Origin of the sequence: Streptococcus sp. 210928-DFI.4.42 (assembly GCF_020554365.1) — a bacterium.
GTDB lineage: Bacteria > Bacillota > Bacilli > Lactobacillales > Streptococcaceae > Streptococcus > Streptococcus parasanguinis_S.
In genome coordinates this window covers 15,323-36,721 of record NZ_JAJCHF010000011.1, presented here as the reverse complement: position 1 = coordinate 36,721, position 21,399 = coordinate 15,323, and the positions used below count along the sequence as shown (strand labels likewise).

The following is a 21,399-nucleotide window of genomic DNA, read 5'->3' as shown; positions in this document are numbered from 1 at the left end:
GAGAGGAAGTATTCTATCTTCGATTCTTGAATCTAATTGGTAGCTTGGTAACGTTTGACCCCATCGAGATAGGTCGCAACCAGATCCAAATTTTGATCAAGCACGATGAAGTCCGCGTCATATCCTTCTCGAATTTGACCACAAACATCATCAATATGGACTGATTTTGCCGGATTGAGGCTGGCCATCATCACTGCTTCGTGAGGGTTAGCAATCCCCCACTCTACAACATTTTTTAATCCATCTTTCAATTTCAAGATTGAGCCAGCTAGATTACCAGTTGATTTCAAGCGAGCAGTCCCTTCAGCGACCACAACTGGGAATTCCCCAAGCATGTAGTCCCCATCTTCTAAGCCCCCGGCTGTCATACAGTCCGTAATCAAGGCAACATTTTCTTTCCCTTTTTGTTTCATCAGGATATCACACGCTAGAGGATCAACGTGATGGCCATCACAAATCAACTCTGCTGTAGTATGAGGCAACTCATACATGGCACCAACCATACCGAGTTCACGGTGCGTCAAACCACGCATACCATTGTAGGCATGCACCCAGACACTCGCACCTGCATCAACCGCTTTTTTAGCTTCTTCAAAAGTAGCATTGGAGTGTCCCAAAGCGACAGTCACCCCTTCTCCTGTAATGGTCCGAACAAAGTCTTCTACCCCTTCACGCTCGGGAGCAAGGGCAATCTTATTCAACAGACCATTGGCAGCTTTTTGCCAAGCCCGGAATTCTTCCATACTTGGATCCTTCATATAAGATGGGTTTTGAGCTCCCTTGTATTTTTCTGTAAAATAAGGTCCTTCAAAATAAATCCCGCGAATCTTGGCTCCTGTTGCTTCTTTGTATCGTGCACCGATATTTTCCGTTACTGCCAAAAGTTGTTCGTAAGAGGAAGTCAAGGTCGTAGGCAAAAAACTCGTAACCCCTGTACTCAAGAGACCTTCACTCATGGTATGGAGAGTGCCTTCGATATTGTTATCCATCACATCTACCCCACCAAATCCGTGAATATGGGTATCTACGAGGCCAGGCGCAATGCTGTAACCAGAATAATCCAGCACATCCGCACCTTCTGGCAAGCTTTCCACATGTTTTCCAAACTTGCCATCAACGAGTTCCAAATAGCCTCCGCGGCGAACCCCATGTGGGTAATAAAATTGATCTGCTTTAATATATGTAGACATAAAATCGTCCTTTCCATTGTAGGAACTGTGTTCCATTTATATTCATACATATTATAACGCTTTCACTTCCATTTGTAAATGGTCTAGACCTATTTTTGAATAGAATCCAACAAAAAACAGAGTAAGCTTCCTACTTACTCTGTTTGACGTTCCTTAAATTTGCTCGATTTGTACTTTTTCAGCTAGATTCATGGCATGGTCTGCAACACGTGTATAGTGAGAAATGATATCAATAAAGTTCACTCCGGCTTGTGGCGTACATTCACCTTGGTTCAAACGACGAATATGAGTTTTCCGAAGTCTTTTCTCCAATTTTTCAATTGCCTCGTGACGTGCTACCAATTGGTTTGCAAGACTCACATCATTGTGCTCGATAGCTTTCAAAGCATCCTCTACAAATTGATGGGTTTGGTTGTAAATATCTTCCAATTCAGCCAAGGCCGCTTCTGAAAAGACCACTTTCTTACGAATTAAATAATCGGTCAGATTGATCAAGGCTTCCGCGTGATCTCCAATCCGCTCCAAATCCCGTGAAGAATCCAAGATATTGGTGAGAACTTCACTTTCTCTCGGACTCAAGGCTTCACTTGACAAACGAATCAGGTAGCGAGTCAAATCATCATCGATGGTATTGATGGCTTCTTCTGTCTTATGACCTTTTTCAGCTGTTTTCTCATTTTGATGAACAATATAATCATAAGAGAGGCTAAAGGCTTTATCTGCATATCCACCTAAATGAAGCAACTCTTTTTTCGCATTTCCAAGAGCAATCGAAGGCGCTTGGGTGATCAAGTTTTCATCCAAGTAGAGCGGTTCATATTTGACAACCTCATCCTCACCAGGAATCAGCTTGGTCACAAAGTATGCCAAAGCTCCAATGAATGGGAACTGGATGATGGTATTGGTTATATTAAAGGTTCCGTGAGCAAAGGCTATGGTCATTTCTGGGGATAAATGAAGAGTCGTTTCAAACCATTGAATCAAAGAGGTAAACGGAACAAGGAAGACAAGACAGATAATGGTTCCGATAACATTAAAGGCTACATGGGCACCTGCCACACGTTTGGCCGCAATATTAGCTCCCAAGGAAGCAATGATAGCTGTAATGGTCGTTCCGATATTATCACCAAAGAGAACTGGGAGGGCTCCTTTCAGGTCAATCAAATGACTAGCATAGAGATTTTGCAAGATACCAATGGTTGCAGAAGAGGCCTGAATCAAAAGTGTTAAGCCTGATCCAACAAAGACACCCAAGATAGAACTTTTACTTAACTGCACCATATAGTCACGAAAGACTTGCAAATCTTTAAGAGGTTCCATAGCCCCACTCATCAAGTTGAGGGCAAAGAAGATACCACCGACACCAAAAACGATTCGTCCAACATTATTAACCAAACGATTTTTGGTAAAGAAGAGACAAACCGCTCCGATAAAGAGCATGGGAAGAGCGTAGTCTCCTAATTTAAAACCAATGATAAAGGAGGTAATAGTCGTTCCAATATTGGCCCCCATAACAATACCAATAGCTTGACGGAGGGTTAGAAGTCCTGCACTCACCAGACCGACCGTAATCACTGTAACCCCTGAACTCGACTGAATCAAGGCAGTCATCCCAATCCCTACTAGAACCCCTAGAAAGGGATTACTCGTATATTTATCAATATAGTATCGAAGTCGATCTCCTGCAGCCTGTTGCAAGCCTTCTCCCATGGTTTTAATACTATAGAGAAAGAGCCCCAGGCCTCCCAAAAAGTTAAATACAATTTCCTGCCAGTTAATCGACATGTTCATTCCTCCAAATTTGAGATCAGAAATAAAACTCCTCTCCTATTGTAAAGGATAATTTCCAATCACACAAGAGATTTCTGTAAATTTCTATTATTTTTTGAAACCGTTTTTTTCTTTCTGTTTTATTTTCCTCATTTTAGGAGCCAAAAAAAGAGGTTGGAAATTTCCAACCCGAGACTGTAGACAAACTATTCTTTTTTATAAATCTAATAAATTCTATAAAAAGAAATGTTACTCGTTAGAGTGATTCAATCATCTACTGAAACTTTTCGTCGTGAGAAAAGTACCTGAAACTTAATAGTTTCAGGTACTCGGAATTATTGAGACCTTAGGCTCAATAATTAGTCATGGAACTTCGAAGAAGTTCGCTGACGTCCGTACTCACCTAAGGAAAGTTTCTAAGAAGACTTTGTCTTTCAATCTGGGCGTGGAAAATTTCCAACCTCTCTAGTCTTTGTTCAAATTGCGCAACATCTCATCGATCTTATTCCCGTATTCGATGGATTCGTCTTTCACAAAAGTAAGATCTGGAATCTTGTACAATTTCAGATTCCGACCTAATTCACGCTTGATGGTTCCTGTTGCTTTTTCAAGGCCTGTCTGAGCCTTTTGATTGTCTGAAGCCAAATCACTCATAATTGAATAATACACTTTGGCCATAGACAAATCACCTAGCATTTGAACATCCGTAATGGTGACACCTTGAACACGCGGGTCACGGACTTTCTTTTGTAAAATCTCGTTGACTTCACGCTTGATTTCCATCCCTACTCGGTCTGTCCGAAAATGACTTGCCATAGGAACTCCTTTCTGCTCTGTGTTTAAAAACTAGGAAATCAGAGGCCCCCCCTCTTTTTTCCTAGTCAGCCTCTTATTTTTTAATTTCTTCCATGATATAGGCTTCGATAGTATCATCTGTCTTGATATCATTGTAGCCTTCAATCATCAATCCACCTTCACGACCATTTGTGATCTCTTTGACATCATCTTTGAAGTGTTTCAAGCTTGCAAGAGCTCCGTCGTAGATCACGACACCGTCACGAATGACACGTACTTTGGAATCACGTGTAACCTTACCACTGAGGACCATAAATCCACCGATGGTACCCACTTTAGAGACCTTAAAGGTTTCACGAATAACTGCTTCCCCGATGACTTTCTCTTCGAACTCAGGATCCAACATACCCTTCATGGCATCTTCCATTTCTTCAATCACTTTGTAGATAATTGAGTGAAGACGGATTTCCACCTCGTCAGCTTCAGCTTGTTGACGTGCTTGTGGAGTAGGACGGACGTTAAATCCGATGATGAAGGCATTTGAAGCTTCTGCAAGGGTCACGTCTGATTCGTTGATCGCACCAACTGCTGAGTGAACGATGGTCACTTTCACACCTTCTACTTCAATCTTTTGAAGGGAAGCAGAAAGAGCTTCAACCGAACCTTGTACATCGGCTTTAATGATGACATTAACAGATTTCACTTCCCCAGCCTTCAAGGTATCAAAGAGATTTTCAAGGCTGACGCGGTTGGTTGCTTGACGTTGTTTCATCAGAGCACGTTTGGCACGTTCTTCACCCGCTGCACGCGCTGATTTTTCATCTTCATAAACCGCGAAGTGGTCACCCGCCATTGGCGCTTCGTTCAAACCAGTGATAGAAACCGGAGTAGATGGTCCTGCCACCTTCACACGACGTCCAAGGTCATTGGTCATGGCACGGACACGTCCAAAGGTATTTCCGACAACGATTGGGTCTTGAACATTCAAGGTACCTTGTTGAACAAGGAGAGTTGCCACCGCACCTTTTCCTTTATCCAAGCGCGCTTCGATAACAGTACCGATGGCACGAACAGTTGGATCTGCCTTGAGTTCTTGGATTTCAGCCACAAGAAGGACCGTTTCCAAGAGTTCGTCGATATTTTGGTTGAACTTGGCTGAGATTTCTACAAACTCAGAATCGCCACCCCAAGCAGTTGACATAACCCCATGCTCTGCCAATTCACCGATGACACGCTCTGGATTAGCTCCTGGTTTATCGATCTTGTTGATGGCCACAATGATTGGAACATTGGCAGCTTTTGAGTGGTTGATGGCTTCGATGGTCTGTGGCATCACCCCGTCATCTGCTGCTACAACCAAGATGGTAATATCGGTAACAGATGCACCACGCGCCCGCATAGAAGTAAAGGCCGCGTGTCCAGGTGTATCCAAGAAGGTAATCTTCTTACCATTTTCCACGATTTGGTAGGCACCGATGTGCTGGGTGATTCCTCCCGCTTCACCTGTTGCTACACGTGAATTACGAAGGGTATCCAAAAGGGTCGTTTTACCGTGGTCAACGTGTCCCATGATGGTGACAACTGGTGGACGCTCTACCAACTCATCTGGATTCAAATAACCATCTTCAACGAAGAAGCGTTCGATATCGGCATTGTCCACTTCAACCTTTTTCTTGGCTTCAATTCCATAATCCACCATCAAGAGTTCAATCGTATCTCCATCCAGCGATTGGTTTTGAGTCGCCATGACTCCCATCATAAAGAGTTTCTTGACGATTTCAGCCGGTTCACGCTTGATGCGTTTTGCGATTTCTGCAACCGTCATTCCATCCGTATACTCAAATTCACTTGGTAATTCATGGAATTTACGCTCTGTTACTGGTTTTGGAGCATCATTACGGTTGTTCTTTCCTTTTTTATTTTTCTTATTGTTATTCCAGTTACTATTTCTCTGATTTCTCACTTGATTTTGACTATTTCGATTCCTTTGTTGTTTTCTTGGACCATCTTCTTCACGATCAAAATCATCGCGTTTCTTATCTGGTCGCGCTTGTTTCTTCCGACGTGTATCGACTTGAGCTGGAGCAGCAGCAACAGCTGGTTTTGTATGGTTCTCAACAGCTGGCTCCTGTACAGGTGCTTTCACTTCTGGTGCTTCTACCCGTTTCCGGCGCTGTTGACGTTCTTGTTCTGCTTTTGCAGCTTGTTGTTTGTAGCGATCTTCACTTCCACGTGCGTATTCAGCATTTTGTTCAGCTTTCAGTGCTGCTGCACGCGCTTTGAAATCAACTTTTGGTGCCACTTGGGGTTGTGCACTACGTCTTTGATCTGGTCGGTTATTGCGACGCTCAGAACCTTGATTTCGCTGTTCATTTCGCTCTTGTGGTCGTTGATTTCGGTTGTCACCATGACGCTGATTGTCTTTGCGATCACGTTTTGGACGATTGTCTTGTTGTTTCCTACGTTCAGCCTGTTCTTTTGCACGCGCTTCTCGTTCCGCTTTAAAGTTACGACTCTTTGGTTTAGCAGCTGGCGTTACTGATTTTGTCTCAGTTGCTCCTTCTTTTTTGACAGGCGCTGCTTCTTTTTTCTCTGCGACAGCCGTTGTCTTGGCAGCCACTTCTGCTACTTTCTTTTCGACTGTTTCTTTTTTCGCTGCAAAGCTCTTGATCAACTTTTCAGCAACATCAGTATCGACACTAGATGCATGACTCTTGACGTCAAAACCTAATTCTTTCGCACGAGTGACGACTTCCTTACTTTCCTTGCCCAATTCTTTGGCAATTTCGTATAATCTTTTCTTAGACAATTGCTGTCCTCCTCTTCTATTCCATAAGAGACCTCATTTTCTTTGAAAATCCAGCATCTACAACAGCGACGACCTTACGGGCACGTCCAATTGCAGTGCTTAATTCTAGTGTTGAAAACACGGTAGATACTTGAACCTCATAATAGCGACCCTTATCTGTCACCTTTTTTGTCAGGTTACTAGCTGCATCATTTGCCAGAAAAACTAATTTTGCTTTTTCTTCCTGGATGGCTTTGATCACGAGTTCTTCTCCAGAAATGAGTTTTCCTGCTCTTTGCGCCAAGCCCAACAAATTACTTATCTTTTGCTTATTCAAGGCCTAACTCTCTTCTCTTCACCTTATGATCTACATAAGCGATCAATTCATCATAGAAAGCTTCTTCCACTTCCATATTAAAGCTACGATTAAAAACTTTCTTTTTCTTAGCAAGTGCCGCTTCTTCATTGTCTAATTTGATGTAAGCACCTCGACCATTGGCTTTGCCAGTTGGATCGATAAAGACTTGTCCTTCTTTATTTTTGACAATGCGGAGCAAATCGCGCTTATCAATAATTTCATTTGAAACGACAGATTTTCTTAAAGGGATTTTTCTTGTTTTTACCATTTTCCCTCCCTCACTTAGTCGACTTGCTCTTCGCCACTTTCTACTTGGTCTTCAAAAGTTTCTTGAGCTGCTTCCATTTCTTCGAACTCACTTGCAGATTTGATATCGATGCGGTAACCAGTCAAATGAGCCGCCAAACGAACGTTTTGACCACGACGACCAATAGCAAGAGATAATTTGTTGTCTGGAACCACAACGAGAGCATGTTTGCTATCTTCATCATCAAAAATAACTTGGTCCACTTCTGCAGGAGCGATCGCATTGTAGATAAATTCAGCTGGATCTGGAACCCACTCGATGACATCGATATTTTCTTCTGTCGGAACCATACGGTCTAATTTTTGATCGTATCGAGCTGGGTGGAACTTGCTGGTAATCTTTTTAATATTCGATCCACCACGACCAACGATAGTCCCAATCGCATCTACGTTTGGATTATGGCTACGAACCGCAACTTTTGTACGATCTCCAGCTTCACGCGCTACACTCATAATCTCAACAGTTCCATCGTAGACTTCAGGAATTTCTTGTTCCATCAAACGTTTGATCATTTCAGGGTGGCTTCGGCTAACAAAGACATTGACACCACGTGGATTATCTTCTACCTTGTAGACAAATACTTCAATTCGATCATGAGATTGGAATACTTCTCCTGGAATTTGGTCTTGCTTAGACAATTGTGCTTCGATTGAACCAAGATTGACATAGATAAATCGATTGTCAAAGCGCTCCACCGTTCCACTCATGATTTCATTTTCATGTTCTTTATAAGTGTTATAGGTGATGGTGCGCGTTTGCTTACGCATTTTTTCCATGATCGTTTGTTTAGCAGATTGAGCTGCTACACGACCAAATTCAGCTGGTGCTTCTTCAAACTTGATCTTGTCCCCCAACTCATAAGCAGAGCTAATGGCTAAGGCATCCTTCAAGCTGATTTCTAAACGGCTATCAAAGACTTCATCCACCACTTCACGAACCGTATAAACACGGAAATCTCCAGTTTTTTCATTGAATTCAATCGCTGCACTTTCTGATTGTCCATAACGACGGCGATAAGCTGAACGCAATGATTCTGTGACGGCTTCGATGATATCTTCTTTTTTGATCCCTTTGTCTTCTTCCAAAATGCGGAAGGCTTCTAGCATTTCTTTACTCATGTTTTTCTTGCCTCTACTATAAAGGCATCCTTTCTTTCATTCTGTTACAATTTTACAGCCAACCTTGCTTTGGACACAAGGTTATAAGGAATTTCTACAGTTTTCTTTCGTGTTTTATCCATATACTCAATGGTCAAAACATCCTCTTCAAAACCTACCAAGTTCCCCTCAAAGACCTTTTGCTTTTCAACAGCCTTATACAAGCTGATATTGACATACTTGCCAACAGCTCCCTCGAGTGCTTCCTTGGTTTTCAAAGGTCTCTCCAAGCCAGGACTGGTAACTTCTAAAAAGTACTGTTCTGGAAATGGATCTGGTTTGATTTGATCCAATAGCGGGCTAATGATTTCTGTCAAATCCGCTGTATCATTCAGTGTGATCCCTTCTGGTTTGTCTACGAAAATGCTTAAGACGTAGTCACCACCCATTTTGCCATATTCAACATCGACCAATTCAAATGGTTCTTTGATGGCAGGCTGAATCACTTCTGTTACTAAGTCAACAATCGTTGCGATGGTTGCCACCTCCTCATAGATAAGAGGCGAAGATATTTCCCCGCCTCTCCTTTTCTATTCATTTAAGGTATTATAACACGATTCCCCAATGATTGCAAGGAATATGCTAAAACTGTGCTTCTACACGGTAAATGACCTGTCCTTTACTTGAGAACTTTTTCTCATATTCCGTCATGACATTCCCCTCAAAATCACTAGCATGAAGGTCTAGCCAGACTCCCTTCAAAGTCATACCATACTGTGAAAAGCTCACCAAACTGTATTCAAACAGACCTCGATTATCTGTTTTAAAGTGAATCTCCCCATGTTCTGGAAGAATTTGCTTGAAGGTATCCAAGAAGGTCTTGTAAGTCAAGCGACGCTTCTCATGACGTTTCTTAGGCCAAGGATCTGAAAAATTCAGATAGAGTTGATCAATTTCCCCATCTTCAAAATAGTTGGTCAAGCTATCTCCGTCTACCCAAAGCAATTTAATGTTAGGAACATCAGCTTCTAAGACCTTATCTAAAGCATAACTCAAGACCGATTTTTGAATATCAATTCCGATGTAGTTGATCTCTGGATTGGCCTTGGCCATCCCAGTAATAAAGGCCCCTTTTCCGCTACCCACTTCGATATGAATAGGATGGTCATTCCCAAAAATTTCATGCCACTTTCCCTTGGCATCTTCTGGATTTAGGACCACATATTGCGGATTCGCTTCTAATAATTCAGTCGCTCCCTTGCGATTTCTAACTCTCATATTTCCTTTCCATATTTCAACCGGAAATTGCGCAGAGCATAGATCTCGCGATTGACATTTTCTAAATCATTATTTTCATAGTATTTAGCAATTTGGCACAAGAAAGAGTATTGACCAAACCAATAGAGTTTATCAAATACTTTTTGATTGTACTTGTAGCCATAATAGCCTAACCAATCGCGCCAATTAGAATCTGGGATATAGTGACTCAAGATATGCGCCACATCCAACATCCGGTCTGTCAAACGAACAGAGTCCCAATCGACTAGATAAATCAAGCCGCTCTCTGTCTCAATCCAGTTACTATGACGAACATCCCCGTGAACGATCGTCGCATAATCCTCCCGAAAGGCAGGCACTGTCTTACGTAAATTCTTTACGACTGATTGGATATAGTGGTTCTGACGTAGGGCAATTGGCAACCGGTTGCTCCAAGAATTGAGCAATTCTAATGGAGATTCCACAGGATAGCCAAGTTTTTTCAATTGGGTCATCAAAGGTCTAGAACGGTGCAATCTCGTTAAAATATTGACCACTTGTTTTTTTGACATCCCATTTGGCGTGAGAATTTCCCCATTCAACCATTCTTGGGCACTCATCACATTTCCATCTGGCAATCGTCGACTCCATAACAATTGAGGAGCAATCTGTTCTTTTGCTAGACCCGCAAGGATTGGGGTCGTATTCATTTTTACAAAAACGCGCCCACCATCTGGGTAGGTCCCCATGTAGGCCTTCCCACTCTTCCCAGGAATTGGGGTGAGGCTTAGCTCTTTTTCATTCGAGTCCATCTTTTCCTCCGTAAAAAGTTTCCAATCTATTTTACTAATTTTAACGACTTTCGTCAACCAAGCGCGCCATCTTAAATGGAAGATAGAGTAGGATTAAAGCAACTGTATAAGCCAGTAGGCCTAACAACAGGACTTTATCTGAAATAAAGACCAGGCCAATTCCTCCTTCTATCACCGTTATCATCCCCATGATCAGCTGAATCGTTTTGTTCAACCCTGCCTTTTTACTGCCCTTTTTCATCGGGAAAAGGAGGGTCAAGGGTTGGTAATCAAAAGCACTGTAAAGCCCCAGTAATTGAAAAATAATTAAGTAATTTAGCAAGGCTACAAGCGCAATCACTACGAGAGGCTGGGGAATAAAGATGATAGCGAGAATGGAAAGAGCCAAGAGTCGTAGAGTCATAGAGAAAAGATCTCCATTCCGTAGGAAGGAGCGCATATATAAGTGCAGCCACGTATTGCCATGTGTCTTGGGAAGAAGCCCTAAGAAACCATCCAAGTAAGCTCTTCTTTTGACACTGTTGGAAATACCTTTTACCGTTGTAAACAAGGCAAAGAAACGAAGAATCAATTGTTTCCTTGCATTCTCACGAGCAATGGCCAAGTTCCAATTCAAATTTCCATCCTGGTAGAAGCGCGCTTCCTTCCAGCTAAAAACAGCCCCTTTAGCCACTCCTAAGACAAGGATATAAGCTACAATAGCAAGTTTATCCAGCCCCGTTGCCAGAAGAAGAGGCACAAATAATAGAAGGACAAAACTTTGAATCAAAAACCAAAACACAAAAGACTTCTTGGCCTGCCCTTTGATATAACGTTTCACTTCCTCTTCCTTTACCAAAAGGAATAAAGCATCGGGCTTCTCTAAGTAGGTCGCAATAGAGCCTATCGGAACCAAGAGGAGCAAACCAATCATGAGACTCCAGCGGATCAGGCTTGTATCTTTGGGGAGATCTTGTAAGAATTGGCTGTATTGAACCGCCAAAAATCCTATGAAAATCAGCATAAAGAGGACGAAATGATCATTGAGAACATAGCGGCTATATTTTACACATTGAGTTCGAAACGTTTCTTGCCGTTTTTTCATCAACTCTTTCATGCTGTTTCCTCTTCTGTCAAGGTCATGTAGATATCATTTAGACTTGCTTTCTCATCCCCAAAAGTTGAACGCAGCTCGTCCAAGGTCCCTTTTGCTCGGATCTGCCCTTTATGGAGGATCACAAAACCATCACACATCTTTTCAGCCGAATCCAGTACGTGGGTACTCATCAAAATCGATTTTCCTTTTGCTTTCTCATCGGCCAATAACTGAATCAAATCTGCAATTGCAACAGGATCCAATCCCAAAAAGGGTTCATCGACAATATAAAGACTTGGATCCACTGCATAGGCGCAAATAATCATGACCTTTTGCTTCATCCCTTTTGAAAACTGGGTCGGGAACCAATCTAATTTTTCAGCCAAACGAAATCGTTCCAACAAAGGCTGGACGCGCACCATGACCTGCTCCATGTCTAAATCATAGGCCATAGCTACGGTCTCGATATGCTCTCTCAAGGTTAATTCTTCATATAGACTAGGGGTTTCTGGAATATAACCAATTTTCTTGCGGTATTCCGTTGGAGCTTCTGGCAGACTCAAGCCGTCAATCCGTACTTCACCAGCATAAGGATGCAGGAGACCAATAATTTCATTAATCGTGGTTGACTTCCCAGCTCCATTAAGTCCAATCAAACCAATCAGTTGGCCATCCGGAACTGAAAAACTCACCTCTTTCAGGACAGGGATGTTGACATAGCCCCCTGTCAACTTGTTGATTTCTAACATATTTTCTCCGATTTCTGGTATAATGTTCTTATATTATAACAAAATTTAGTCTAAATGAGGTGTATTTATGGTTGACGATTGTATTTTTTGTAAGATTATAGCTGGCGACATTCCTTCCTCCAAAGTCTATGAGGACGAGGAAGTCCTCGCATTTTTGGACATCTCTCAGGTTACACCCGGTCATACGTTAGTGGTTCCAAAAAAACACGCTCGCAACCTCTTAGAGATGGACGAAACCGCCACAGCTCAACTATTTGCACGTGTTTCTAAAGTTGCTAAAAAAGTAGAAGCTGCTACCCAAGCTAAGGGAATGAATATCATCAGCAACATGGAAGAAGTTTCTGGACAAACCGTATTTCACACACATGTCCACATTATCCCTCGCTATTCCGATCAAGATGAGCTTGCCATTTCATTTACTGAACACGAGCCTAATTTTGAACAACTAGCAGTTCTCGCAGAAACCATCAAAAACAGTTAAAAAGGAGGCCATATGAAACTCAAAAATCTCTTTTGGTTTGCAACAGGAGCTAGCATTAGCTACCACCTAGTAAAAAACCGCAAAGAAATTAAAACAGAGGTGACTGAATCCAGCCAATTGGTCAAGGGAATTCAAGATAACCTAGCAAAAATCCAACGCAATCTGGATATTATCGAAGACCAAAAGACCAATCTTCAAGAATTGGTAATGGATTTCCAATACAAGACCAAACTATTTAGTCAACAAGCAACAGCTTCTCTAAAAGAAATTCAAGACATCTGGCAACCAAGTAAAAACGATTGAGAAAACTCAATCGTTTTTTTCTTATTCTGAAGGTACCGTAGGTGTCACACTGCTCGACTCTGTAGCTGCAGGAGCAACTGGTGTCACTGGTGCAACAGAACTTTGAGGCGTCACCACTCCCGTATCCTGGGTTGATGGTACAACTGGTAATTGATTAAACTCTTGGTAAACAGGCGCTTCCCCAGATGCTGGAGCTGGATTTTCAGTTTGAGAAGAAGAAGACTTCAAATCTTCATCCCCATCCAGTAGATAAGCATTGGTTTTCAATGTTTTAATTTCTTTCAGACCCAAAGCTTTGCGGATGATATTTTGAATTTTCAAGAGATGTTTTGAAGTGACAATCTGATAACTTCCGCCATCTGCTAAGGTGGCATCTTCTCCTTTCAGCTGGTACTGATGAATCGTTGAAAGGGCATCTTTATATCCTAACAATTGAAGAAGACTATTACTGTCAAGCGCTATGTTGGTTTGCATATTGTCACTAACAGACTCAATGATTCCTTTGTAGTGACTCAAACTATTGAGACTTAAAACTTTCTCAACAATCTTTTTGATCACTTCACGTTGTCGTTTTTGACGTCCGTAGTCTCCTTCTGGGTCTTGGTAGCGCATGCGTGAATAAACGAGAGCTTGGTCCCCATTAATCTCCTGACGTCCTGGTGCGATCTTAGCCGTATATTCTGGCTCATTTTCCTCGATCGAGATATCGAAGTCAAATGGATTGTTAACCGTGATACCACCAACCTTATCCACTAATTGAACCAATCCCTTCATATTGATCATGACATAGCGGTCAATATGGATATTCAAAAGATCTTGAATGGTCTTAATGGCTAACTTGGCACCGCCTTGAGCATAAGCCGAATTCAATTTTGCTTGGACCGTTTCGCCATCTGAAGTAATATTGGTTAGGATATCTCTTTCCAAGCTCGTCATGGTTGTTTCTTTTGTTTGAGGATTGACAGTCACCAAAATCATGGTATCACTATTTCCGGCCCAAGGATCTTCCCGAGAACCACTACCTGTATCAACCCCCATCAAAAGGATGGTCATCGGCTTGTTTTCTGCAATGACATTGGTCTCATTTCCAAAGCCCTTATAAGTCTTACTGAGAGTCCCAGTCGTTTGGTTTAGGATGGTAAGGCCATAGGCCCCGATCCCAATCACTGTTACCGTCAATAAGCTCAAAAACATCAAAATAATTTTTTTAACCATATAGAATCTCTCTCTAATCTATCAGTTTCCCCATAAGGTAAACATCTAAGAATTCTCCTTCAGCTGAACAAGCTCCACGAGCTTGGCAACCTTCGATCTCAAAACCTAACTTTTTATACAGGTGAACCGCTCGTTCATTGCGCACTTGGACATTCAAGACTAGTTTCCTGAGAACACCGGTCGAGTGCGCCCACTCAATTCCTTCTTCCAACAAGATCTGTCCAAGCCCTTGATTCCAATAAGCTTTTTGAACCACAATAAAGACATCACCAATATGCTGAATGGACCGTTGAGAAGCTGCAGTGATATTTAACAAAGCTGCCAGTTCCTGATCTAGAAATAGCAAGAGGCAAATCCGATTTTCCGCCATTTCTTGCACCATCAGAAATTGCTCCATGTCTGCTGGAGACATGCCAATTCCAGCTTCATCTAGCGTCATGTAATCTGACTCTTTCCCAACTTGATTTAAGAAATCAACGACAAGAGCCGCGTCTGCACTGTCAGCTTGCCGAATTTCTACTGTCACTTCCTTTTCCTTAGTCATCCGTTTTTTCCACCTGCTCAAAGGATGTCAGTAAAGCTTCTGCACGCGCTCCATGAGCTTCAAAAGCTAACTCTCGCCCATCTTCTAATTTTCGGATAAAAATTTTAAGATAAGCATCCGAGAGACTCGGCTCAATCAACTCTCCCCATTCAATAATGGTCGCACCATCTCCAAATAGAAAATCATCTAAATCAATAGAATCTGGATCATTCCCAATCCGGTAAACATCCAAATGGTATAAAGGCAAGCGACCTTCGTATTCACGAACAATGGTATAGGTCGGGCTTTTAATCATCTGATCAATCCCTAACCCCTTTGCAATTCCCTTGGTAAAGGTCGTTTTTCCTGCTCCTAGATCACCTGATAAGATAATCACGTCTTGCTTTTCTATGAGTTTTCCTAGCTGTTTTCCTAGAGCGATCAGCTCCGTTTCATTGTGACTAATCATTTCTCTATTATACCAAACTTTTTAAAAATCTGCTCTTTCTTTTAGAAATTGTTCGACTCCGGTTTGCTTTTTAGATAGATAGACAAACTATTTCAAAGTAAAATAAGTTAAGTGATTCTGCAAAAAAAAAAATAAATTTGAGTTCCAATTTTTAAATCGATTTAAGAAAATACTGAAACTTTCCGCTGTGAGAAAAGTGCCTGAAACAATAACGTTTCAGGCACTCGGAATTATTGAGACCTTAGGCTCAATAATTAGTCATGGAACTTCAAAGAAGTTCGCTGACGTCCGTACTCACCTAAGGAATGTTTTTGGTATAACTTTGTCTTCAATCTGAAAGGAATGTGAGACAACTCCCATTCCTTTTTGGCACTTTCCTGATGCTTAATTCAAGGCCATGCTAACGTAGTTTAAAATAAAGAGAACATCTAAAATCCAAATCATGCTGTGCACTTCTTTGGCTTGTCCTTTAACCACTTTCACTAAGCTATAGGTGATAAATCCAGCAGCGATCCCTTGTGTAATCGAGTAGCTGAAGCCCATAAAGATAGAGGTGAAGAAGGCAGGAACTGCTTCTGACATATCTTCCCAATGGATATTTTTCAAGCCACTCAACATCATGATCCCAACAACAATCAAAATTGGAGCTGTAGCAGCGGTCGGTACAATCGCCAACAAAGGACTAAAGAGACTTGAAATAGCAAAACAGATTGCCACAACCAAGGCTGTCAAACCAGTGCGTCCACCAGCTCCAATACCAGCTGCAGATTCAACATAAGTCGTTACGTTTGAAGTTCCTGCAATAGCTCCGACTGAAGTCGCTACAAGGTCTGAATAGAGGGCCTTATCTAATTTCGCTGATTGATGGTTTTCCCCATTTGTCGCAACAATCCCAACTTTTTCACCCGTACCGATTAAAGTTCCAATTGTATCAAAAATATCAGTCAAGGAGAAGGCTAAAATTGCCATTAAGGTCTCAGGCAAACGAGACGTATTGGAAATCAAAGAACCCAATCCTTTTGATCCCAAAGCTTGACCAAAGATCGTGCCTAAATCATTAAAGGCAGCTCCTAGATGGTTACTTGCAAAGTCAATTTTAGTGATATCAACCACATGGATGAGAATTCCAAGCACAGTCGTTGCTAAGATAGAAAGGATAATCCCTCCCTTAATCCCTTTGACAACAAAGAAAATAGTAATCGCAAGACCAACAAGAGCCAAGAGGACAGCCGGATTGTTAAAATCAACCAATCCAGGAACAGCAGATGCATTGGCTGAGATCGTTGCATTCGCCTTATCTGCTCCTTCCCCGACCACTGTATAGGAATGAGGGTCAATCGTGAATTTCAAAAATCCTGCATTCTTAATCCCAACATAGGCCAAGAAAATCCCGATCCCCGCTGAAATAGCAGACCGAAGAGCAGTCGGAATCGATTCGATGATCATCTTCCGAACATTTGTCAATGTGATAATTAATGAAATCACACCACAAATGAAGACCATTCCTAAAGCCTCTTGCCATGAGTAGCCCATACCAAATACAACGGTAAAGGTAAAGAAAGCGTTCAAGCCCATCCCTGGTGCTTGTGCATAAGGCAAATTGGCATAAAAAGCCATCATCAAGGTCCCGACAACGGATCCAATAATCGTTGCAAGGAAGACTCCTTGAGCTGGCATACCTGTTTGTGACAACATTTGAGGGTTTACGAAGAGGATATAACTCATCGCAAAAAAGGTTGTCAAACCAGCAAGGACCTCTGTTCGAACAGTGGTTCCATGTTCTGAAAGTTTAAAAAACTTATCCATTTCAGAATAAACTCCTTTTTCATCATTCTCGCTCCCAATCAATTTGCGAACGTTATTTCTATTTTACCAAAAGATCTTTCGCCTTTCAAGAAATCCTACTTCTCTTCTCGATTTTTGAGCGCTTTTCCGATTTTTCTGATATAATGGTCTCATTCTTCTCGAAAGGAACTGAAATATGCATAAAAAGATGATCGCTCTAGATCTAGACGGCACTCTCTTAAATTCCGAAAGCAAATTGAGCGACTTTACCATTGATACGATTAAAAAAATTAGTGCTCTTGGCCATAAAGTCATTATTACAACAGGCCGCCCCTACCGTATGGCACATACCTACTACAAACAACTAGAGCTAGATACTCCGATGATCAATTTTAACGGCTCCCTTACGCACTTACCTGAGAAAAAATGGGCGGATGAACAATGTTTGACTTTAGATAAAAAATACCTGCTAGATATGGTCGCCAACCGAGACACCATCCAAGCGGACTTTATAGCAGGCGAATACCGCAATAAATTCTTTATTACCGATCCAAATGAGCACGTCGCAGATCCTAAATTATTCGGTATTGAATCTTTCCAACCAGAAAATCAATTCAATCCAGAGCGGGTAACGAGCGACCCAAACTGTATCCTCTTTCAAACGAAAGCGGAAGACAAATATGCTCTGGCAGATGAAATGAATCGCCATTATGATTACAATCTGTCTATCAATACTTGGGGTGGTCCCTTAAATATTCTGGAATGCAATCCAAAAAATGTGACCAAAGCTTCTGCTCTGACCTACCTTCTAGATAAACTCAATATGGATCAGAAGGATTTGATTGCCTTTGGAGACGAGCACAACGATACCGACATGCTAGCTCTCGCTGGTCATGGATACGCCATGAAAAACGCGAGCTCTGTCCTACTTCCTTACGCGGATTCCGTCACAGATTTTACCAATAATGAGGACGGTGTCGCGCGCCAACTCATTCAATTATTCTTATAATAGGAACAGACATGAGCTATCCCTCATGTCTTTTTCTATCCTAAATACTTAATCGGTTAATCAATACCCTCCTATTTTTCCATTTTTTTCATTGCCTTGCCATCTAGTTTGTGATATTATTAACATAGTTATTAAAGAAGCGCTTTCAAAAATTCTAAACCGCTTCTCGTTCACTTAAGGAGGAACAAAATGAAAGCTGTTGTTGTAAATCCAGAAGGTACTGGTGTTGAAATCGTTGCAAACAAAGACATGCGTCCACTTGAAACAGGGGAAGCTCTTGTTCAAATCGAATACTGTGGTGTCTGCCACACTGACTTGCACGTTGCTCACGGAGACTTTGGTAAAGTTCCAGGCCGTGTTCTTGGACACGAAGGAATCGGTATTGTTAAAGAAGTTGCTCCAGATGTTAAGAGCCTAAAGGTTGGGGATCGTGTCAGTGTCGCATGGTTCTTCGAAGGATGTGGAACTTGTGAATACTGTACAACTGGTCGCGAAACTCTTTGCCGTACTGTAAAAAATGCTGGTTACTCTGTTGATGGAGGAATGGCTGAAAAATGTATCGTTACTGCAGATTACGCAGTGAAAGTACCTGAAGGATTAGATCCAGCCCAAGCTTCTTCTATTACCTGTGCAGGTGTTACAACTTACAAAGCCATCAAAGAAGCCAAAGCTGAACCAGGACAATGGATCGTTATCTATGGAGCTGGTGGACTAGGAAACTTGGCTGTTCAATATGCTAAGAAAGTCTTCAACGCACATGTCATCGCTGTCGATATCAACAATGATAAACTAGAATTGGCGAAAGAAGTTGGTGCAGACTTTGTCATCAACGGTCGCGAAGTTGATGATGTCCCAGGATTGATCAAAGAAAAAACAAATGGTGGAGCTCACTCTGCTGTCGTAACAGCTGTTTCTAAAGTAGCTTTCAACCAAGCAGTAGATTCTGTTCGTGCAGGTGGCCGCGTGGTCGCAGTTGGTCTTCCTTCTGAAATGATGGACCTCAGCATTGTGAAAACTGTATTAGATGGTATCCAAGTCATTGGTTCTCTTGTAGGAACTCGTAAAGACTTGGAAGAAGCTTTCCAATTTGGAGCAGAAGGCTTGGTAGTCCCTATCGTTCAAAAACGTCCAGTAGAAGATGCTGTCAAAGTCTTTGACGAAATGGAAGCTGGAACCATTCAAGGACGTATGGTACTTGACTTTACAAACTAAACAACTGAACCTACAGGACTAGCCCAACTGGGCTAGTCTTTTTGAGTGCTCTCAATCACTCTATTTTACAATTTATTATATATTTATTTTTTATTTTTGCGGATATAGATCGATTGTTGGAATATTTTTATTGAAATTCAAATCCTATGAAACCTACATATCATTGCTTTCTTCTGCCATCATCAACTAATAAACAAGAGCCATTCAAGAGCATTCTTTTTCTATCTAACGATAATTTAATATAATAAATCAATGTTTTTACATCGAGATTTTGATAGAAAAATTGACTTAAGTGTGGAAACGATTTATAATAAAGTAGCTTAAAGTTTTCTTAAACTGAAAGTCAAACAAATTTTATAAGGAGGAATGTCAATAATGAGTATTGGTATCATTATTGCTAGCCACGGTGAATTTGCAGCTGGAATCCACCAATCCGGCTCGATGATCTTTGGGGATCAAGAGAAAGTTCAAGTGGTTACGTTCATGCCAAGTGAAGGCCCGGATGATCTCTATGCTAAATTTAATGCAGCTGTTGCCGCATTTGATGCAGAAGATGAAGTCTTGGTTTTGGCTGACCTTTGGAGTGGTTCTCCATTTAACCAAGCAAGTCGCGTCATGGGAGAAAATCCAGATCGTAAATTTGCGATCATCACAGGATTGAACCTTCCGATGTTGATTCAAGCTTATACAGAACGTTTGATGGATGCAAATGCCGGCGTTGATCAAGTCGCTGCAAACATCATCAAGGAAGCAAAAGACGGTGTCAAAGCCCTTCCAGAAGAATTGAATCCTGTTGAAGAAGCTAGTACAGCCACTGCTGCTCCTGTAGCCCAAGCTGCTATTCCAGAAGGAACGGTTATCGGAGATGGAAAACTCAAGATTAACCTTGCCCGCTTAGATACACGTCTTCTTCATGGACAAGTCGCAACTGCTTGGACACCTGATTCAAAAGCCGATCGGATCATTGTTGCTTCAGATTCTGTTGCTAAAGATGAACTCCGTAAGGAATTGATCAAACAAGCGGCACCGAATGGTGTGAAAGCAAACGTTGTCCCAATTCAAAAATTGATCGACGTTGCAAAAGATCCACGTTTTGGAAATACCCATGCTTTGATCTTATTTGAAACACCTCAAGATGCTCTTCGCGCCATCGAAGGTGGTGTTCCGATTAAAACCTTGAACGTTGGTTCAATGGCCCACTCAACTGGTAAAACCATGGTTAACAATGTGTTGTCAATGGATAAAGATGACGTGGCTACATTTGAAAAAATGCGTGATCTTGGAGTTGAATTTGACGTCCGTAAAGTGCCAAATGACTCTAAGAAAGATTTGTTTGACTTAATTAACAAAGCTAACGTTCAATAATCGATTACTTACGAAAGGATTTTAAACATGTCTATTATTTCTATGGTATTAGTGGTCGTTGTTGCCTTCTTAGCAGGTCTTGAAGGTATCCTTGACCAATTCCAATTCCACCAACCCCTTGTTGCTTGTACCTTAATCGGTTTGGTAACAGGTAACTTGACTGCTGGCATTATGCTTGGTGGTTCACTTCAATTTATTGCACTTGGCTGGGCAAACATTGGTGCCGCAGTTGCACCCGATGCTGCCCTTGCATCTGTCGCTGCTGCCATCATCATGGTACTTGGGGGAGACTTCAGTACAAAAGGAATCGCTGTCGCTCAAAGTGTCGCTATTCCACTTGCAGTTGCTGGTCTTTTCTTGACCATGATCGTCCGTACCCTTTCCGTTGGTTTGGTTCACACTGCCGACGCTGCTGCTAAAAAAGGGGATATCAAAGGTGTAGAACGCGCTCACTTTGTGGCCCTTCTTCTTCAAGGTCTTCGTATCGCCATTCCTGCAGCCCTCTTGTTGATGATTCCTGCTGAAACTGTCAAAACTGCTCTTGAACAAATGCCAAAATGGCTCTCTGATGGAATGCAAATCGGTGGTGGTATGGTTGTAGCCGTTGGTTATGCCATGGTTATCAACATGATGGCGAGCCGTGAAGTATGGCCATTCTTTGCCATCGGTTTTGCTCTTGCAGCTGTTAGCCAATTGACCTTGATCGCCCTTGGAGCAATTGGTGTTGCCCTTGCCTTGATCTACCTTACTCTTTCTAAGAAAGGTGGCAATGGAGGTGGCGGTGCCGCTACTTCTAACGATCCAATTGGCGACATTCTCGAAGACTATTAAGAAAGGTG

21 protein-coding genes and 2 pseudogenes are annotated in these 21,399 nt (G+C 41.9%); 6 read left to right on the top strand and 17 right to left on the bottom strand.

Features of this window, described 5'->3' with window-relative positions:
• Window positions 1–32 precede the first annotated feature (32 nt).
• From nagA to LIZ08_RS05615, 13 genes and pseudogenes are all read right to left on the bottom strand, one after another.
• A complete protein-coding gene (gene nagA, locus LIZ08_RS05670) occupies window positions 33–1,190 on the bottom strand; it encodes an N-acetylglucosamine-6-phosphate deacetylase (RefSeq protein ID WP_037608475.1) in 1,158 nt (385 codons plus the stop codon).
• 153 nt (window positions 1,191–1,343) lie between these two features.
• Window positions 1,344–2,975 (bottom strand): Na/Pi cotransporter family protein, encoded by a 1,632-nt coding sequence (locus LIZ08_RS05665; RefSeq protein WP_227038454.1) that lies wholly within the window; start codon window positions 2,973–2,975, stop codon window positions 1,344–1,346.
• A 450-nt stretch (window positions 2,976–3,425) separates the two neighbouring features.
• A complete protein-coding gene (rbfA, locus tag LIZ08_RS05660; RefSeq protein ID WP_003003976.1) occupies window positions 3,426–3,776 on the bottom strand; it encodes a 30S ribosome-binding factor RbfA in 351 nt (116 codons plus the stop codon).
• Window positions 3,777–3,849: 73 nt separating this feature from the next.
• Window positions 3,850–6,345 (bottom strand): annotated as a pseudogene (infB, locus tag LIZ08_RS05655) (translation initiation factor IF-2); the annotation flags it as partial.
• A 95-nt stretch (window positions 6,346–6,440) separates the two neighbouring features.
• Window positions 6,441–6,564 (bottom strand): annotated as a pseudogene (locus tag LIZ08_RS10470) (translation initiation factor IF-2 N-terminal domain-containing protein); the annotation flags it as partial.
• 16 nt (window positions 6,565–6,580) lie between these two features.
• Window positions 6,581–6,880: a YlxQ-related RNA-binding protein gene (locus LIZ08_RS05650; protein WP_003003969.1), complete on the bottom strand. Its 300-nt coding sequence runs from the start codon at window positions 6,878–6,880 to the stop codon at window positions 6,581–6,583.
• Window positions 6,873–7,169: an RNase P modulator RnpM gene (gene rnpM, locus LIZ08_RS05645; protein ID WP_003010401.1), complete on the bottom strand. Its 297-nt coding sequence runs from the start codon at window positions 7,167–7,169 to the stop codon at window positions 6,873–6,875. The genes LIZ08_RS05650 and rnpM overlap by 8 nt, the downstream gene beginning before the upstream one ends.
• A 14-nt stretch (window positions 7,170–7,183) precedes the next feature.
• Entirely contained in the window at window positions 7,184–8,326 is a 1,143-nt protein-coding gene (nusA, locus tag LIZ08_RS05640; protein ID WP_003010402.1) for a transcription termination factor NusA, read from the bottom strand.
• A 44-nt stretch (window positions 8,327–8,370) separates the two neighbouring features.
• On the bottom strand, window positions 8,371–8,850 hold the full coding sequence (rimP, locus tag LIZ08_RS05635) for a ribosome maturation factor RimP (RefSeq protein ID WP_021154518.1): 480 nt from the start codon (window positions 8,848–8,850) through the stop codon (window positions 8,371–8,373).
• 97 nt (window positions 8,851–8,947) lie between these two features.
• Window positions 8,948–9,583 (bottom strand): tRNA (guanosine(46)-N7)-methyltransferase TrmB, encoded by a 636-nt coding sequence (gene trmB, locus LIZ08_RS05630; RefSeq protein ID WP_024056398.1) that lies wholly within the window; start codon window positions 9,581–9,583, stop codon window positions 8,948–8,950.
• On the bottom strand, window positions 9,580–10,374 hold the full coding sequence (ccrZ, locus tag LIZ08_RS05625) for a cell cycle regulator CcrZ (RefSeq protein ID WP_003003852.1): 795 nt from the start codon (window positions 10,372–10,374) through the stop codon (window positions 9,580–9,582). The genes trmB and ccrZ overlap by 4 nt, the downstream gene beginning before the upstream one ends.
• 40 nt (window positions 10,375–10,414) lie before the next feature.
• A complete protein-coding gene (locus LIZ08_RS05620; RefSeq protein ID WP_227038453.1) occupies window positions 10,415–11,470 on the bottom strand; it encodes an ABC transporter permease in 1,056 nt (351 codons plus the stop codon).
• Complete coding sequence (locus LIZ08_RS05615) at window positions 11,467–12,198, bottom strand: ABC transporter ATP-binding protein (RefSeq protein ID WP_070589996.1); 732 nt, start codon at window positions 12,196–12,198, stop codon at window positions 11,467–11,469. The genes LIZ08_RS05620 and LIZ08_RS05615 overlap by 4 nt, the downstream gene beginning before the upstream one ends.
• A 67-nt stretch (window positions 12,199–12,265) precedes the next feature.
• Between LIZ08_RS05615 and LIZ08_RS05610 the strand changes: the two genes are divergently transcribed.
• Complete coding sequence (locus LIZ08_RS05610; protein ID WP_003012582.1) at window positions 12,266–12,679, top strand: HIT family protein; 414 nt, start codon at window positions 12,266–12,268, stop codon at window positions 12,677–12,679.
• Window positions 12,680–12,691: 12 nt separating this feature from the next.
• Window positions 12,692–12,982 (top strand): hypothetical protein, encoded by a 291-nt coding sequence (locus LIZ08_RS05605; RefSeq protein WP_227038452.1) that lies wholly within the window; start codon window positions 12,692–12,694, stop codon window positions 12,980–12,982.
• A gap of 21 nt (window positions 12,983–13,003) precedes the next feature.
• Here the strand turns inward: LIZ08_RS05605 and brpA are convergent, their stop codons facing one another.
• The 4 genes from brpA to LIZ08_RS05585 all read right to left on the bottom strand — a co-directional run bounded on the left by brpA (window position 13,004) and on the right by LIZ08_RS05585 (window position 16,995).
• Complete coding sequence (gene brpA / locus LIZ08_RS05600; RefSeq protein ID WP_155125301.1) at window positions 13,004–14,197, bottom strand: biofilm formation/cell division transcriptional regulator BrpA; 1,194 nt, start codon at window positions 14,195–14,197, stop codon at window positions 13,004–13,006.
• A gap of 13 nt (window positions 14,198–14,210) precedes the next feature.
• A complete protein-coding gene (locus tag LIZ08_RS05595; RefSeq protein WP_049474383.1) occupies window positions 14,211–14,741 on the bottom strand; it encodes a GNAT family N-acetyltransferase in 531 nt (176 codons plus the stop codon).
• Window positions 14,734–15,189, bottom strand: a complete 456-nt coding sequence (gene tsaE, locus LIZ08_RS05590) for a tRNA (adenosine(37)-N6)-threonylcarbamoyltransferase complex ATPase subunit type 1 TsaE (RefSeq protein WP_061591180.1) — start codon at window positions 15,187–15,189, stop codon at window positions 14,734–14,736. The genes LIZ08_RS05595 and tsaE overlap by 8 nt, the downstream gene beginning before the upstream one ends.
• 384 nt (window positions 15,190–15,573) lie before the next feature.
• Window positions 15,574–16,995, bottom strand: a complete 1,422-nt coding sequence (locus tag LIZ08_RS05585) for an NCS2 family permease (protein ID WP_227038451.1) — start codon at window positions 16,993–16,995, stop codon at window positions 15,574–15,576.
• 175 nt (window positions 16,996–17,170) lie between these two features.
• Here LIZ08_RS05585 and LIZ08_RS05580 point away from each other — a divergent pair, with 175 nt between their 5' ends.
• From LIZ08_RS05580 to LIZ08_RS05565, 4 genes are all read left to right on the top strand, one after another.
• Window positions 17,171–17,983: a Cof-type HAD-IIB family hydrolase gene (locus LIZ08_RS05580; protein WP_049471729.1), complete on the top strand. Its 813-nt coding sequence runs from the start codon at window positions 17,171–17,173 to the stop codon at window positions 17,981–17,983.
• A 189-nt stretch (window positions 17,984–18,172) separates the two neighbouring features.
• On the top strand, window positions 18,173–19,195 hold the full coding sequence (gene adhP, locus LIZ08_RS05575; protein WP_227038450.1) for an alcohol dehydrogenase AdhP: 1,023 nt from the start codon (window positions 18,173–18,175) through the stop codon (window positions 19,193–19,195).
• A gap of 375 nt (window positions 19,196–19,570) precedes the next feature.
• Window positions 19,571–20,560, top strand: a complete 990-nt coding sequence (locus tag LIZ08_RS05570; RefSeq protein WP_003003964.1) for a PTS sugar transporter subunit IIB — start codon at window positions 19,571–19,573, stop codon at window positions 20,558–20,560.
• A 27-nt stretch (window positions 20,561–20,587) separates the two neighbouring features.
• Complete coding sequence (locus LIZ08_RS05565) at window positions 20,588–21,391, top strand: PTS mannose/fructose/sorbose transporter subunit IIC (protein WP_227038449.1); 804 nt, start codon at window positions 20,588–20,590, stop codon at window positions 21,389–21,391.
• Window positions 21,392–21,399 lie beyond the last annotated feature (8 nt).